Genomic DNA, 15,391 nt, shown 5'->3' on the forward strand with positions numbered 1-15,391 from the left:
CCGTCGTTCGGCGCGGCCTAGTCTATTCGCACGCGTGGGCGCAGGCGGGTCGCGCGGCGCCGTCGTGCGCGTGCCCCGCGCCATACTGCCCTGCCCCACCGACGCCCCGCCGCTCCCGCACGGAACCGGAGACCCCATGCCCGCCGCGCCGACACCGCCGACCCTCGTCATCCCCCCGTCGCTCCTGCCGGGCGACGGTCGCTTCGGCTCCGGCCCCTCCAAGGTGCGGCCCGCCCAGGTCGCCGCGCTGACGGCGGCGGGCGACCCGGCGGCCCCGGTCCTGGGGACCTCGCACCGGCAGCCGGCGGTCAAGGACCTCGTGCGCCGCGTGCGCGCCGGGCTCACCGAGCTGTTCGCGCTGCCCGACGGGTACGAGGTGGCGCTCGGCAACGGCGGCTCCTCGGCCTTCTGGGAGATCGCGGCCGCGTGCCTGGTCGAGCGCCGTACGCAGCACGCCGTCTTCGGGGAGTTCGGCGGCAAGTTCGCCTCCGCGACGACCCGCGCGCCGTTCCTCGCCGACCCCCACGTCGTGCGCGCCGATCCCGGCACGGTGGCCCACCTGGTGCGCGCGGACGACGTGGACGTCTACGCGACCCCGCACAACGAGACGTCCACCGGCGCGATGGCGCCGGTGCGCCAGGTGCAGGACGCGCGCGCCGACGGCGCGCTGCTGCTCGTGGACGCCACCTCGGGGGCGGGCGCACTGCCGGTCGACGTCGCCGACACGGACGTCTACTACTTCGGGCCGCAGAAGGTCTTCGCCGCCGACGGCGGCCTGTGGCTCGCGGTCTGCTCCCCCGCCGCCGTCGAGCGGGCGGAGCGCGTGGAGGCGAGCGCCGGGACGGCGACGGGCCGCTGGGTTCCGGAGTTCCTCTCCCTGACGACCGCCCTCGCCAACTCCCGGCTCGACCAGACGCTCAACACCCCGGCCGTCGCGACGCTCGTGCTGCTCGCCGAGCAGGTCGAGTGGCTGCTGGCGCAGGGCGGCCTCGCCTGGTCGAGCGCGCGGACCGCGGAGTCCGCCGGCGTCGTGTACGGCTGGGCCGACGCCCGGGACTGGGCGACGCCGTTCGTGGCCGACCCGGCCGAGCGGTCGACCGTCGTGGCGACCGTCGACCTCGACGACGCGATCGACGCGGCCGCGGTCGTCCGGGTGCTCCGGGAGAACGGCGTGCTGGACGTGTTCCCCTACCGCAAGCTCGGCCGCAACCAGCTGCGTGTGGGCGTCTTCCCCGCCGTCGAGCCCGACGACGTGCGCGCCCTCACCGTGTGCGTCGACCACGTGGTGGAGCGCCTCGGCTGACCCGGTCCCGCGAAACGCGCCGGCATCTGCCCAGATCAGGGGGCACTTTTCACCCACTATGTCACGGGCTGATAACGTGCCGCCTCGTCACAAATGGGGCGAGGACGCCGGGAGGCCGCGCATGCCGGAGATGCACCACTTCACGTACGGGATCATCACCCCGCTGCTCGCGTACGTCGCGTCCTGCCTGGGCGCGGCGACGGGCCTGTCGGCCACCTCGCGCGCCCGCGCCGCGACCGACAACAAGACGCGCGCGGTCTGGCTGCTCGTCGCGTCGTTCGCGATCGGCGGTACCGGCGTCTGGGTGATGCACTTCATCGCGATGCTCGGCTTCACGGTGACCGACATGCCGATCAACTACGACGTGCCCCAGACGGTCCTCAGCGCGCTCGTCGCCGTGGTGGTCGTCGCGATCGGGCTGTTCCTCGTCGGCTTCGGCGGTGACCGCCCGCTGTGGCTGGTCTCCGGCGGCATCGTCGCCGGGCTCGGCGTCGCGGCGATGCACTACATGGGCATCGCCGCCATGCGGATGACCGGGCACATGGAGTTCTCGCTGCCGATCGTGGGGCTCTCCGTGCTCATCGCGATCGTCGCGGCCGCTGCCGCGCTGTGGCTCAGCGCGAACGTGCGCGGCCGCCCCGCGACCCTCGGCGCCGCCCTCATCATGGGCGTCGCGGTCAGCGGCATGCACTACACGGGCATGGCCGCGCTGACCATCACCGGGAAGCCTGGGGTGCCCACGAGCGGCACCACCGCGATCGACCTGCTCGGGCCCCTCATCCTCGGGATCGCGGCGCTCACGGTGGCCCTGATCTTCGTGGTGCTCATGTGGCCCACCGAGGAGGAGATGCGCGACCAGCAGGAGTTCGAGGCGCGGCAGCGGCGCCGGGCACGCGGGAGCACCGAACCGGCCACGCGGCACGCCGCGCGCCACGAGCCGGTCGCGTCGCGCCGCTGACCTCGCGCCCCTGACGTCGGGCGCTCCGCCGCGCGCCCGCGACGGCCGGTCAGGCCGAGGTGGGCACCCGTTCGGCGTCGGCCCGGCTCAGCTCGCGGCGCACGCCGTCGCGGGTGGTGACGCCCTGCAGCACCTCCCGGTCGAGGTAGACGACCTCGAGGTGGGGCCGCCGCCGCACGCGGTACCGCACCCGCAGGTGCCACCGGCGCACGGCCCACGCGGTCGCCGCGGACGCGACGAGGAAGGTCGCGATCGACCCCACGAGGATCGACCAGCGAGGTCCCCACGCCTCGCCGATCCAGCCGACGATCGGCGACCCGATCGGCGTCGCGCCCTGGAAGACCATCACGTAGAGCGCGATGACCCGGCCCCGCATCACGGGGTCCGTGGAGACCTGGAGCGCGCTGTTCGCCGCCGTCATCATCGTGAGCGACGACAGCCCGACCGGGATGCACGCCACGACGAACGCCGGGTAGGTGGGCATGAGGCCGAGCACCGCCGTCGAGATCGCGAAGGCGAACGCGGAGCCGATGACGAGGCGCACCCGCGGGCGGTCCCGCCGCGCCGCCAGCAGCGCCCCCGCGAGGGACCCGATCGCCAGCACCGAGCCGAGGATGCCGTACTCGCTCGCTCCGCGGCCGAACTCGACCCGCGCCATGAGCGCGGAGGTGAGCTGGAAGTTCAGGCCGAACGTCGAGACCACGAACATCACGACCATGATCACGACGATGTCGGAGCGCCGCCGCACGTACTGCACGCCCGCGCGGATCTGTCCCTTGGCGCGGGGGGCGGCCGGCTGCGGGCGCAGCTCGCGCACGCGCATCAGCGCGAGGGCGGCGATCGTCGCGCCGAACGTGACGCCGTTGATCATGAAGACCCAGCCGGCGCCGACGGCGGCGATGAGCAGGCCGGCCACGCCGGGGCCGATGAGGCGGGCGGCGTTGAACGACGCGCTGTTCAGCCCCACGGCGTTGGGCAGCTTGTCGGCGGGCACCATGTCGGCGACGAAGGTCTGTCGGGCGGGGTTGTCGAGCGCGGAGACGACGCCGAGCAGCAGGGCGAACACGTACACGTGCCACAGCTCCGCGCGGCCGGAGAGCACGAGCGCGCCGAGGGCGAGCGCGAGCACGCCCATGCCGCCCTGGGTGACCATGAGGAGGCGCCGACGCGGCAGCCGGTCGGCGAGCACGCCGGCCCACGGGGACAGCAGGAGGAACGGCACGAACTGGAGCGCCGTGGTCAGTCCGACGGCGATGCCGGAGTCGTCGCTGAGGTCCGTGAGGACGATCCAGTCCTGCGCGATGCGCTGCATCCACGTGCCGACGTTGGCGACGAGGGCGGCCGCGAACCAGATGCGGTAGTTCGTGTACTTCAGGGAGGAGAAGGTGGCGCTCATCGGGCGAGCCCCCCGGTGGGTCGGTCGCTCGCGGGGGACACGTGTCTCCTTCTCCTGGGGGTGGGTCGTCGACGTGGGCAACAGACTATCGAATCGTTCTATTCCCCACCCGGGGAGTGACGCGGCGCACGCCGCGGAGCGGCGTCGGGAGGTCTCGCGCGGGCGCCGTCAGCGGCGGCCGAGGGCGCGGTACTGCCAGCCCGCGGCCGTCCACGCCGTGCGGCTCAGCGCGTTGCGGCCGTCCAGCACCGTGCGCTGCGCGACGAGCGCGCCCACCCGCTCGGGGTCGAGCTCGCGGTACTGCCGCCACTCGGTGAGCAGGAGGACGGCGTCCGCGCCGGCCAGCGCCTCCTCGAGGTCCCGCTCGTAGCGCAGCCCCGGCTCCTTGGCGCGGGCGTTGTCGATCGCCTGGGGGTCGTGCACCGTTACGGCCGCGCCCAGCTCGGCCAGGCGCGCCGCGACGTCGAGCGCGGGCGAGTCCCGCACGTCGTCGCTGTCCGGCTTGAACGCCGCGCCCAGCACCGTGACCTCGGCGCTCTCGACCATGCCGCCCAGCACCTCGGCGGCGAGATCGACCATGCGTGCCCGCCGGCGGTTGTTGATGGCGTCGACCTCGCCGAGGAACGCCACGGCGTCGCCCGCGCCGAGCTCGTCGGCGCGGGCCCGGAACGCGCGGATGTCCTTGGGCAGGCAGCCGCCGCCGAACCCGAGCCCGGCGTTGAGGAAGCGGCGGCCGATGCGGGCGTCGTAGCCGATCGCGTCGGCCAGGCGCGCGACGTCGCCCCCGGCGACCTCGCAGAGCTCCGCCATCGCGTTGATGAACGAGATCTTGGTGGCGAGGAAGGAGTTGGCCGCGACCTTGACCAGCTCGGCCGTCGCGTAGTCCGTGACGATGCGCGGCACGTCCTCGGCCAGCAGCGCGGTGTACACCTCGTCCAGCGCCGCGGCCGCCCGCTCCCCCGCCGCGCCGTCGGGCACGCCGTAGACGAGCCGGTCGGGGTGCAGCGTGTCCTGCACGGCGAAGCCCTCGCGGAGGAACTCCGGGTTCCACACCAGCGCGGCGCCCGGCCGGGCCGTCGCGACCGTGGCGGCCAGGCGCTGCGCGGTCCCCACGGGGACGGTCGACTTGCCCACGACGACGTCGCCCGGTGCGAGGTGGGCGACGAGCGCGTCGACCGCCGCGTCGACGTAGGAGAGGTCGGCCGCCTGCCCGTCACGGCGCTGGGGCGTGCCGACGCACACGAAGTGCACCCGGGCACCCTCGACGGCGGACATCTCCGTCGACACCGTGAGCCGCCCGGAAGCCGTGACCTCGGCCAGCAGCTCGTCCAGGCCGGGCTCGAAGAACGGGGCCTTGCCGGCCGCGAGGGCGTCCACCCGCGCAGGGTCGACGTCGACGCCGACGACGTCGTGCCCCAGCCTCGCCATGCTCGCGGCGTGCACCGCGCCCAGGTATCCGAGACCGATCACCGAGATCTGCACGGCTGTCCTGCCCTTCGTCGAGCGTCCGGGCACACGCTAGCGCCCCGGTGGGAGCAGTCCCACCGGGGCGCCGGGCGGACCTCAGAGGCCGAGCGCGGTCTGGATCGGGTCGAGCGTGAAGTACACGACGAACATGGCCGCGGCGACCCACATGAGCGGGTGGATCTGGCGCACCTTGCCGAGCGCGAGCTTGATGATCACGAAGACGATGAACCCGGCGCCGATGCCGTCGGAGATCGAGTAGGTGAACGGCATCAGGATGATCGTGAGGAACGCCGGGATGGCGATCTCCACGTTGCGCCACGAGATGCCCGCGACCTGCGCCATCATCAGGTAGCCCACGAAGACGAGGGCCGGCGCGGCGGCCTCGTAGGGCACGAGGGCCACGACGGGCGACAGGAACGTCGCCGCCAGGAAGGCCACGCCGGTGACGACCGCGGCGAGGCCGGTGCGCGCGCCGGAGCCCACGCCCGTCGTCGACTCCACGTACGCGGTGTTGGACGACGTGCTGCCCACGCCGCCCGCGATGGCGGCCACGGAGTCCGCGACGAGGATCGCGCGCGTGCGGGGCGGGTTGCCCTCCTTGTCGAGCAGCTTCCCCTCCGCGCCGACCGCGACCATCGTGCCCATGGTGTCGAAGAAGTCCGCGATGAGCAGCGAGAACACGATGAGCACCACGGACACCGCGGCGATGTTCTGGAACGAGCCGAGCAGCGAGAACTGGCCGATCAGGCCGAGGTCCGGCGTCGTGACCACACCGTTGAACGTGGGGGCGTTGAGGTTGAAGCCGTTCGGGTTGCCGCCGCCCTTGGTGCCGATGTGCAGCACGTTCTCCAGCACCACCGCGAGCGCCGTCGCCGTGATGATCGCGATGAGCATCGCGCCGCGGACCTTGCGCACGAACAGCACGATGGTGAGGACGAGGCCGACGACGAACACGACGATCGGCCACGTGCCGAGGTTGCCGAGCGCGACGATCGTGCCCTCCCCGGGCACCACGAAGCCGGCGTTCACGAGGCCGACGAGCGCGATGAACATGCCGATGCCGACGCTGATCGCCGTCTTGAGCTCGATGGGCACGGCCTTGAACACGGCCTCCCGGAACCCGGTGAGCACCAGGATCAGGATGATGATGCCCTCGATCACGACCAGGCCCATGGCGTCGGCCCAGGTGACCCTCGGCAGGCTGGCGATCGAGTACGCGACGACGGCGTTCAGGCCGAGGCCCGCGGCCAGGCCGAGGGGGTAGTTCGCGAAGACGCCCATGACGAGCGTCGCGACGCCGGCGACGAGCGCCGTCGCGGCCGCGACCATCCCGAGCGTCTCGGGCGTGGCCTCGGCCCCGCCGCCGAGCACCTGACCGGTGCCGTCCTGCACCGTGCCGATGATCAGCGGGTTGAGCACGATGATGTAGCTCATCGCGAAGAACGTCACCAGGCCGCCGCGGATCTCCGCGCCGATGGTGGAGCCCCGCTGGGTGATCTTGAAGAAGCGGTCGATCGCGCTCAGGTCGCCCTGCGGCGGCGCGGTGGTCTGGTTCGCCATGGGCAGAATGATGGCAGACCGTGTGAAGGCCACCGGCGTCGTTGCCACATCGTGACGACGAGTTCACACGCGCGACGCACGTCCTCGCAGGTCCACGCCCCGCCCGGGTGGTTGCCCGGGACGCACGTCACTCCGCGCGGTCGGCCGAGAGCCGGCTCAGTACGCCCCGCGCCCCGTCACCACGGCCTTCGCCGTGCGGGCGAGGATGAGCAGGTCGCCGAAGACGGTCCAGTTCTCGGCGTAGTAGACGTCGAGCCGCACGCCCTCCTCCCAGGAGAGGTCGGACCGGCCGCCCACCTGCCACAGCCCGGTGAGGCCGGGCTTGACGCGCAGGCGGCGCCGCACGCGGGCCTCGTACTGCGACACCTCGGCGGGCAGCGACGGCCGCGGGCCGACGAGCGACATTCGCCCGGCGAGCACGTTGAACAGCTGCGGCATCTCGTCCATGGAGTACCGGCGCAGCACCTTGCCCACCCGGGTGACGCGCGGGTCGTCGCGCAGCTTGAACAGCACGCCGGCGCCGTCGTTCTGCTCGGCGAGCAGCGCGTGCTCCCGGTCGGCCCCGACCCGCATGGACCGGAACTTGAGCATCCGGAAGGTGCGGCCGTCGCGACCGACCCGGTCCTGCGTGTACAGCACCGGCCCAGCGCTGGTGAGCCGCACGGCGAGGGCGATCACGGCCAGCAGGGGCAGCAGGAGGAGGGTGATGAGCGCCGCGCCCGTCCAGTCGACGACCGACTTGAGCACGTACCGGGGCCCGGTGAACCGCGGCGCGTCGACGTGCAGCAGCGAGATGCCCTGCTCGGGGGTGATGGTGATGCGCGGGCCGGCGACGTCGGCCAGCTCGGCGGTGAGCATGAGGTCCACGCCGGCGGGCTCGAGCTCCCAGCCGAGGCGGCGCACGACGTCCGCCGTGATGGTGTCCGAGCCGCTGACCGCGACGCAGTCGGCGCCGACCTGGGTCGCCATCGTGCCGGCCGTGCGCAGGTCGCCGAGGACCGGCACCCCGAGGATCTCCTCGCCGGGCCGGATGTCGTCGGACGTGGGCACGCACACGCCCACCACGCGGTAGCCGGACGAGCGGTCGTTGAGCTCGTGGACGAGGCGCTCCACCTGGTCCCGCAGGCCGATCGCGAGGACGAGGGTGACGCACCCGCCCACCCGGCGCTGCCGGTGCAGCCAGCTGCGGCACAGCCACCGGCCCACCAGCAGGGAGACGACGCCGGTCGGGACGGCCACGAGGAGGAACGTGGAGACGCCGGGCCGCGCGGCCAGCAGCGCGAGCAGCGCGAGCGGGGCGACGAGCCGCCACGACGCGTCGAAGACCCGCTGGTACTCGGCCGGACCGGACGCGAAGACCCGCACGTCGTACGCGCGGGTCGCCCAGAGGCTGCCGAGCCAGGTCGTGACGAGCACGACGGCGGAGAGCACCTGGTCGCCGAGCACCGTCGGCGTCACGCTGTCGTGCACGGCGCCGCGCGCCAGCGCGGCGACGAGGGCCGCGACGACCACGACCACGAGGTCGGTGCGCAGGAGGCGGCGGCGGTAGGCCGACTGCCAGGAGCCGGCACGGAACGACTCGCGCACCTCCCGGAGGCGGGCGGCGCGGACGGCGGCGGTGCGCGACCGGAGGGGCTGGCCGGTCTCCGGGATGGTGATCACGGCGGCCTCCTTCCTCCGGTCGGATGCCGTGCCCTCGCACGGCTGCCTCACCAAGGTAGGAGCGCGCGGGCCCCGCGGAGAGGTCCGGAGGGGCCTTTCACCCCGGCTTTCACCCGAGCGCATTTTCACCCTCTGACCTGGACTTTCACCCGATATTCAGCCGCCCCTCCGCGTCACGGCGAGGGTGCCTCGGGACACGACCGGCCCGGGCCCTAGACTGCGGGGGTGCCCTCGCTCGTCCGCCTCCTGACCCACCCCGAGGAGCGCCGTCCCGGCCCCCCGCCCCTGCGCGTGGACCTGCGGCGCGTGATGCTCGGCGGGATCGCCGCGTGGACGGTCGCGCTGGTGGTGACGTTCGTGCTCTACCTGACGGCCAGCACGCGCGCCGAGGTGGTCGTGACCTGCGTCGTGGGCATCCTGCTCGGCGGCGCCGGCCTGCTGTGGGAGCGCAAGCACCGGCGCGAGTACCGCGGCGAGGACTGAGGGGAGCGGGTCAGCCCCAGGCGGTGGCGACCCACAGCTCGGCGGCGCGCTCCGGCGCGGCGAGCACGGTGGCCAGCAGCGCGGCGCGGTCCGGCCGGCCGAGCACGTCGGCGAGGGCGGCGGCGAGGCCCGCGCGGTCGGTGGCGTGCGCGCGCCCCTCGGCGTCCACCCACCACGGCACGGGGCTGCCGGCCACGGACAGGCGACCGTGCTCGAACCACACGCCGGGCAGCCGCGGGTCGAGGGCCGCCACCCGCTCGTCGAGCACCTGCTCCCGCCCGGGACCGTCCGGGGACGGCAGGCCGTCCTCGCCCACGACGGGCAGGTCGAGGAGGTCCGCCACAGCGGCGACCTCAGCCTCGGGCACGGGCAGCACCGGGCCGAGCACGGCCCAGCGCGCCGTCCCCGCGACCTCGACGTCGTCGGCCCGGCGCACGACCACGTCGCTCGCGTCGAGGGCGGGCAGCCGGTCGGGCAGGGGGTCCAACGCGTCCCGGCGGGCGGAGGGGGCGAGCCGCACGGCCAGCCCCGCGAGCCCGCGCCAGACGCCCAGCGCGACGGGCAGCGGCACCGACGTGCCGGCGTCGGGAAGCCGGTCGAGCGCGGCGGGCCAGTCGAGCGGGTCGAGGCGCCCGAGCCCGTCCACCACCCCGAGCGCGCGCCGTGCCTCGGGGTCGAGGGCGGCGACGGCGGGCGGCGCCGCCGGGAGCAGCGGGACGCCGTCGTGCGCGGCGAACGGCGCGCCGAGCCGGTCGCGCAGCCACCAGGCGGTGTACGACGGGGCGCCGGCCACCGGCGTCACGAGCGCGCGGCGTGCGGCAGGGTCGGCGACGAGGCGGGCGAGCGCCTCGGCCCACGGGCCGTCGCCGCCGACCGCGTCGGCGTCTCCGGCCTCGTCGTCCCTGTGATCCGCGTCGTGATCGGCGTCGTGGTCGGCGTCGTCGTCGCCCTCGACCACGGCGTCGAGGTCCGCCACCGCCTCGAGGTCCCCGACGTCGACGCCGGGCCCCACGCGCTCGGTGAGGAACCGCAGGTAGTCGTCCCAGCCGGAGAGCCAGCCGGCGGGGTCGTCGGGGCCGCGCTCCGGCTCGGGATCCACGGGGTCGGGGGTGAGCACGTCGGCGACGCGGTAGACGCCGAGGTCGGCCCGCACGCCGAGGGAGACGAGCAGCGGCGCGGGGTAGTAGGCGAGCGCCGCCCGCGTGACGGGCGCGAGGCCGGGCAGCGCGTCCGCCGCCCACGACCCCGGCAGCACGGCCTCGCGCGCGGGGCGCATCCCGTCCTCCGTGGGCACGGGCAGCTCGCCCAGCCAGAAGGGGAAGTCCTCGCCCCCGCCCGCGTGCGCGAGCCGCGCCAGGGCGAGCACGTTCTGCACCACCTCGCGCGGGCTCACGTCCACCGGGCCGACCAGGGTGGGCGCGCCGAGGGCGCCGGGCACCTCCGGCACCTCGGGCGCGCCGTCGAGCAGCGCCTCCGCCGCCGCCAGCGCGAGGGCGCGGACCCCGGCGTCGTCCAGCAGCGCGCGCGGGCTGGTGGACGACGCGCCCGCCCGGACCAGCAGGGGGTGCGCTGCGTCCGGGTGCACCACCCGCACCCCGAGGGTGCGGGCGACGGCGGCGAGCGCAGGGTCGTCGTCGTCCTCCGGCAGCACGACCGTGCCCCGCACGCCGGACGCGGTGCGCCCGTCGGCGAGCGGGACCCGCGCGCCGGCCAGCGCCTCGACCACTCCCGGGTCGGTGACGTACGGCTCGAGGGCCTCGCACAGCGCGAACCAGCGGGCGGCGGGCAGCCCGCCGGGCAGGTCGGCGACGACGTCGGCGAGGGTCGTGGGCGTCGCGCCCAGCCGGCGCGCGACGCCCTGCTGCGCGGTGGTCAGCGCCACCAGGCCGGGCACGACGCCGGCGAGCACCGCGACCAGGCGCGGGTCGTCGCCAGCGGCCCCGACGAGCACGGTGGCGTCGGCGGGGGCGACGGCGACCGCGACGGGCTCGCCCTCGGCGGCGGCGCCCTCACCGAGCCCGTGCGGGGCGGGAAGGAGCGGCGCGGACCGCAGGGCGTCGAGCGCGGCGTCGCGGACGGCGGCGTCGAGGTCGCCGGCGGGCATGCCCCCGGGCACGAGGTCGAGCACGTCGGCGCCGCGCCCGGGCGCGAGGTCGGCCAAGAGCCCCGCGTACGCGCGCCCGGCCTCGGCCGCGAGCAGGTCGGTCAGCGGCCCCGGCAGCACGCGGCGGCGGCCCGGGTCCACCGGGAACGACGCCACCAGCAGCGCCGGGAACGACAGGGGCACGTCGGTCGGCGTGGGCGCGTGCAGCACGGCCCCCTCGCCGACCTTCTGGTCGCGCGGCACGGCCCAGGCGACCGACCAGCGGGTGCGGCGCTGCTCGCGCGGCAGGTCCGCCACGACGGCGTCGCCGACCTCGCCGGTGCGCCGCAGCACGGCCCACCGGGTGTCGAGGTCGGACAGCACGCGGGCGGGCCCGCCGGCCGCGACCTCGACGCTCGCGAGCGCGGGCAGGGCGAGCAGCAGGGCGTCGTCGACGGCGTCGAGCTGCGCGCGCACCGACTCCACCGCGTCGGCGTCGCGCAGCACCACCTCCACGACGGTGCCGTATCCGGCCCCGTCCGCGTCCCCCTCGGCGTCGCCCAGCGCCGGCGCCGGGAACGGCAGCCGCAGCAGGGGCAGGTCGTCGCCGCGCCCGTCGGAGGCCTCGCGCAGCGGTGAGCCCTCCGGCGCGACGTCGTCGAGCAGGTCGCGGGTCGCGGCGAGGGAGAACCGCACGCCGCCGGACCGCGAGCGCACGGCGACCTCGTCCGACACCGCGCGCACGGCGGCGAACCCGACGCCGAACCGGCCCACCTCCGGGCCCGACGAGCCCTTCGCCGACGCCCGCAACGACGCGAGCGAGGCCACGCCGTCGGCCGTCAGCGGGTCGCCGGTGTTGGCGGCGACGAGCCGTGCGGTGCCCGCGGCCGCGTCCTCGTCCAGGCGCAGCAGCAGGCGCCCCGGCTCCCCCGCGCGGGCGGCCGCGTCCGCGGCGTTCTGCGCGAGCTCGACCACCACGCGGTCCCGGTAGTAGCCGCGGGCGTGGTCCTCCTCCGCGTTCGCGTCCTCCCGGAAGCGCGTGCCCGACCCGAGCCACGCCTCCGTGACCGCGAGCCGCAGCGCGCCGGTCCCGAAGACGTCGCCCGTCACTCGGCGTCGGGGCGCTCGGGAGCGGGTTCCGCCTCCGTCGCCTCTGCCGTCGCCTCCGCGGCGTCGGTCGTGCCGGGGTCCGACCCCGTGTCGGCCCGGCGACCGCGCGGCGCGACCGTGACGGCCTCCACCCGGTGCTCGTCGACGAGGGGCGCGTCCGCGGGCCAGTCGCTCGGCGGGTGCGGCGCGTCCGTCTCGGAGTGCGCGCCGCAGCCGTGGTCCAGGGACACGACCTTGCCGTCGTCGGGCGACCACGCGTTGGCGCAGACGCCGAAGAGCTGCCCGAGCGGGCCCTGCAGCGGCACCAGGAAGCCGCAGGTGGTGCACTCCGCCGGCGACGCGACCGCGCCCGGGGCCGTCGGCCCGCGCGACCCGCGGTACCAGCGCTCGGCGGCCTCGTCGCGACCCTGCGGGGACAGCACGCGCTCGCGCTCGAGGGCGAGCTCGTCGATCGCGACGGAGTCGAGCTCCTCGTCGCCGGTCGCCTTCCAGCCGGGCTCCAGGCGCGGGTCGTCCGCGCGGAAGGGCAGCGTGTCGCCGGGGCCGATGTCGCCGGGGCGCAGGCGCTCCGACCACGGCAGCCAGGCCGGGGCCAGCAGGGCGTCGTCGCCGGGCAGCAGCTCGACCTCGCACACCGTGGCCGTGCGCCCGCGCGGCACGCGGGCCACCGTCACGGTCCAGTGCCAGCCGCGGTAGCCGGGCATCGTCGCGGCGAACCGGTGCGACATGAGGCGCTCGCCCTCGGCGACCGCGCCCAGGTGCTCGCCCACGTCCGACGGCGACGACGCGCCCTCCTGCGCCGCCTCGCGTGCCTGGTCCACGGCGCCCAGGAGCACCGCGTCCTTGCGCGCGCGGGTGCTGACCCGCGTCGTGCGTGCGGGGGCGTCAGCGGCAGCGGTCACCATGTCGTCGTCCTCTTCGTGCTCGTCATGTCCTCGTCTCGGGCCCTCGGTCGCGCGGGCGCGACGATCAGGAGTCGAGGTCGTCGGCGACGGCGCGCAGCAGCGTCGCGACGCGCTTGCCCGCCGTGGCCTCCGGGTACTTGCCCCGCTTCAGCTGGTCGCCCACGTGGTCGAGCACCTTGATGAGGTCCTCGACGATGCCGGCCATCTCCGACGGCGCCTTGCGCTTGGCCTTGGCCACGGAGGGGGCCGGGTCGAGCAGCTTCACCGCGAGCGCCGACGGTCCGCGGCGTCCGTCGGCCACGCCGAACTCGACCCGCGCGCCGGGCTTGACGCCCGTCACGTCCGTCGGCAGCGCGGAGGCGTGCAGGAAGATCTCCCCGCCGTCCTCGTTGGCGATGAAGCCGAACCCGCGCTCCGCGTCGTACCACTTGACCTTGCCGGTGGGCACCTCAACCTCTTCGTGCTCGTCGTCGACTGCGACGCCGCGCCGGTGCGCGGAGCCGGATCCGGCCGCAGTCCGGGCGATCGCCCGGCACGCGGCCAGACGCTCAGGCTACCGGCCGGTGCGGCAGGGTGCCGCATCGGTCCGCGCACGGTCCGGTTCGCCGCCCGGCCGCCTCCTGCGCAGGACCCGTCAGCCGATGCCGAGGTCGGCGGCGAGGCGGCGCGCGACGGCGTCGTACCAGGCCTCGGGGTCGGCCACGGAGCCGACGAGGTGGCCGAACAGCTCGAACGACACCGTGCCGAACAGCGTGGTCCAGGCCATGAGCGTGCGGGCCACCAGCTCCGTGGGGGCGTCGGTGACGATCCCGCGCTCGGCGGCGAACTCGCGGGCCGGGCCGACGGCGGCGGTGGCGTCGGGGGCGCCGGCGGGAGCCGGGCGCGGGGTCGCCCCCGCCTCGTGGGCGCGCGCCACGACCGCCAGCAGCGCGCGCACCACCCGGGTGGCCGGGTCGACGGTGTCGCGCGGCGCGGCGTACCCGGGCACGGGGGTGCCGTAGAGCAGGCCGAGCTCGCCGGGGTGCGCCACGGCCCACGACCGCAGCGCGTGGCAGGCGGCGAGCCACCGGGCGGCGACGTCGTCACGGTCGACGACCGCGGCGTCGGCCGCCTCGACCGCGTCCCCCAGCTCGTCGTAGCACTCGACGATCAGCGCGGTGAGCAGCGCGTCGCGGCTCGGGAAGTACCGGTAGACGGCCGAGGAGACCATCCCGACGTCGCGGGCGACGGCACGCAGGGACAGCGCGGCCGGGCCGTCGGTCGCGAGGCGCACGCGGGCGGCGGCCCGGATCTCGCGGGTGAGCGTCTCGCGGGCGAGGGCGCGGGCGGTGCGAGGGGCGTCGGGCATGCGCCCCACCCTGGCACGAGAGAGCAGTGACCACAAATGAGAGCGGTGCTCTTGCCAGACCGGGACGGAGGTGCCACGATCGTCTCGACAGAGAGCACTGCTCTCGGATTGGAGCACCCGTCATGACCGATCGCCACCTCGTCGTCGGCGCCGGCCCCGTCGGCCGGCACGTCGCCGCGCTGCTCGCCGCGCGCGGCTCCGACGTCACCGTCGTCACGCGCTCGGGACGCGACACCGGGGTCGCCGGCGTCGCGCACGCGGCCGTCGACGCCTCCGACGCCGATGCGCTCGCCCGCGCGGCCGACGGCGCCGACGTCCTCTACAACTGCGCCAACCCCGGCGACTACACGCAGTGGGAGCGCGCCTGGCCGCCGCTCGCGGCCGCGTTCCTCTCCGCGGCCGAGCGCACGGGCGCGGTCTACGCGATCACCGGCAACCTCTATCCCTACGGGCCGGTGGACGGCCCGATGACCGAGGACCTGCCCGACGCGGCCACCGACCACAAGGGCCGGCTGCGCGCGCGGCTGTGGGCCGACGCCCGGCAGGCGTTCGACGACGGGCGGCTGCGCGGCGCGGTCGAGGTGCGCGCCTCCGACTACCTGGGCCCGGGCGTGGGCGGCAACGGCCACGTCTCGCGCGTCCTCCCGACGGCCCTGCGCGGCCGGCGCGTGACGATGATGGGGCGCACCGACCTGCCCCACACGTTCACCGACGTGGGCGACGTCGCGCGCACGCTCGTCGCCGCGGCCGAGGACCCGGGCTCGCACGGCCGCACCTGGCACGTGCCGAGCGACGCGCCGCGGACCCAGGCCCGTGCCCTGGCCGACGTGCTGGCCGCCGCCGGGCACCCGCCCGTGCGCGTCGGCTCGCTGCGCGGGCCCGCGCTGGCGGCGGCCGCGGCCTTCTCCCCCCTGCTGCGGGAGCTGCGCGAGCTCATCTACCAGTGGGAGCGGCCGTACGTGCTCGACGACTCCGCGGCCCGAGCCCGATGGGTCATCGAGCCGACCCCCTGGGAGGAGGTGTGCCGCCGCACGGCGCAGGGCTGACCGCCGCTCCGCGGTCGCCGAACAGGCGGTCGACACCGCTGTCGCGCTCGGAGGCCGCCCGTCACGGTGC

12 protein-coding genes are annotated in these 15,391 nt (G+C 75.6%); 4 read left to right on the top strand and 8 right to left on the bottom strand.

Annotated features, from left to right (window positions below):
• The first annotated feature begins 136 nt into the window (after nucleotides 1-136).
• Entirely contained in the window at nucleotides 137-1,303 is a 1,167-nt protein-coding gene (gene serC, locus ACQFYA_RS17145; protein ID WP_499126167.1) for a phosphoserine transaminase, read from the top strand.
• A 121-nt stretch (nucleotides 1,304-1,424) separates the two neighbouring features.
• On the top strand, nucleotides 1,425-2,261 hold the full coding sequence (locus ACQFYA_RS17150; RefSeq protein ID WP_499126169.1) for an MHYT domain-containing protein: 837 nt from the start codon (nucleotides 1,425-1,427) through the stop codon (nucleotides 2,259-2,261).
• A 49-nt stretch (nucleotides 2,262-2,310) separates the two neighbouring features.
• Here ACQFYA_RS17150 and ACQFYA_RS17155 read toward each other — a convergent pair whose 3' ends face one another.
• The 4 genes from ACQFYA_RS17155 to ACQFYA_RS17170 all read right to left on the bottom strand — a co-directional run bounded on the left by ACQFYA_RS17155 (nucleotide 2,311) and on the right by ACQFYA_RS17170 (nucleotide 8,346).
• Complete coding sequence (locus tag ACQFYA_RS17155; protein ID WP_499126171.1) at nucleotides 2,311-3,657, bottom strand: MFS transporter; 1,347 nt, start codon at nucleotides 3,655-3,657, stop codon at nucleotides 2,311-2,313.
• A 168-nt stretch (nucleotides 3,658-3,825) separates the two neighbouring features.
• Nucleotides 3,826-5,139: a UDP-glucose dehydrogenase family protein gene (locus ACQFYA_RS17160; protein ID WP_499126173.1), complete on the bottom strand. Its 1,314-nt coding sequence runs from the start codon at nucleotides 5,137-5,139 to the stop codon at nucleotides 3,826-3,828.
• Between the two features lie 81 nt (nucleotides 5,140-5,220).
• Nucleotides 5,221-6,684 carry an NCS2 family permease gene (locus ACQFYA_RS17165; RefSeq protein ID WP_499126175.1) on the bottom strand — a complete coding sequence of 488 codons (1,464 nt, stop codon included), beginning with the start codon at nucleotides 6,682-6,684 and terminating at the stop codon, nucleotides 5,221-5,223.
• A gap of 156 nt (nucleotides 6,685-6,840) precedes the next feature.
• The gene (locus tag ACQFYA_RS17170; protein ID WP_499126176.1) at nucleotides 6,841-8,346 is read right to left on the bottom strand and encodes a sugar transferase; all 1,506 of its coding nucleotides are present in this window, start codon (nucleotides 8,344-8,346) and stop codon (nucleotides 6,841-6,843) included.
• 225 nt (nucleotides 8,347-8,571) lie between these two features.
• Here ACQFYA_RS17170 and ACQFYA_RS17175 point away from each other — a divergent pair, with 225 nt between their 5' ends.
• Nucleotides 8,572-8,829: a DUF2530 domain-containing protein gene (locus tag ACQFYA_RS17175; protein ID WP_499126178.1), complete on the top strand. Its 258-nt coding sequence runs from the start codon at nucleotides 8,572-8,574 to the stop codon at nucleotides 8,827-8,829.
• A 10-nt stretch (nucleotides 8,830-8,839) separates the two neighbouring features.
• Here ACQFYA_RS17175 and ACQFYA_RS17180 read toward each other — a convergent pair whose 3' ends face one another.
• The 4 genes from ACQFYA_RS17180 to ACQFYA_RS17195 form a co-directional block, all read right to left on the bottom strand.
• Nucleotides 8,840-12,022 carry a sacsin N-terminal ATP-binding-like domain-containing protein gene (locus ACQFYA_RS17180; RefSeq protein ID WP_499126179.1) on the bottom strand — a complete coding sequence of 1,061 codons (3,183 nt, stop codon included), beginning with the start codon at nucleotides 12,020-12,022 and terminating at the stop codon, nucleotides 8,840-8,842.
• Entirely contained in the window at nucleotides 12,019-12,927 is a 909-nt protein-coding gene (locus ACQFYA_RS17185) for a DUF3027 domain-containing protein (RefSeq protein WP_499126180.1), read from the bottom strand. The genes ACQFYA_RS17180 and ACQFYA_RS17185 overlap by 4 nt, the downstream gene beginning before the upstream one ends.
• Before the next feature lie 64 nt (nucleotides 12,928-12,991).
• On the bottom strand, nucleotides 12,992-13,375 hold the full coding sequence (locus ACQFYA_RS17190) for a cold-shock protein (protein WP_499126182.1): 384 nt from the start codon (nucleotides 13,373-13,375) through the stop codon (nucleotides 12,992-12,994).
• A 186-nt stretch (nucleotides 13,376-13,561) separates the two neighbouring features.
• Nucleotides 13,562-14,275 (bottom strand): TetR/AcrR family transcriptional regulator, encoded by a 714-nt coding sequence (locus ACQFYA_RS17195; RefSeq protein WP_499126184.1) that lies wholly within the window; start codon nucleotides 14,273-14,275, stop codon nucleotides 13,562-13,564.
• A gap of 122 nt (nucleotides 14,276-14,397) precedes the next feature.
• Here ACQFYA_RS17195 and ACQFYA_RS17200 point away from each other — a divergent pair, with 122 nt between their 5' ends.
• Nucleotides 14,398-15,321: an NAD-dependent epimerase/dehydratase family protein gene (locus ACQFYA_RS17200; RefSeq protein WP_499126186.1), complete on the top strand. Its 924-nt coding sequence runs from the start codon at nucleotides 14,398-14,400 to the stop codon at nucleotides 15,319-15,321.
• The last annotated feature ends 70 nt before the right edge of the window (nucleotides 15,322-15,391 follow it).

It is taken from the genome of Promicromonospora sp. Marseille-Q5078 (assembly GCF_050315395.1).
GTDB lineage: Bacteria > Actinomycetota > Actinomycetes > Actinomycetales > Cellulomonadaceae > Isoptericola.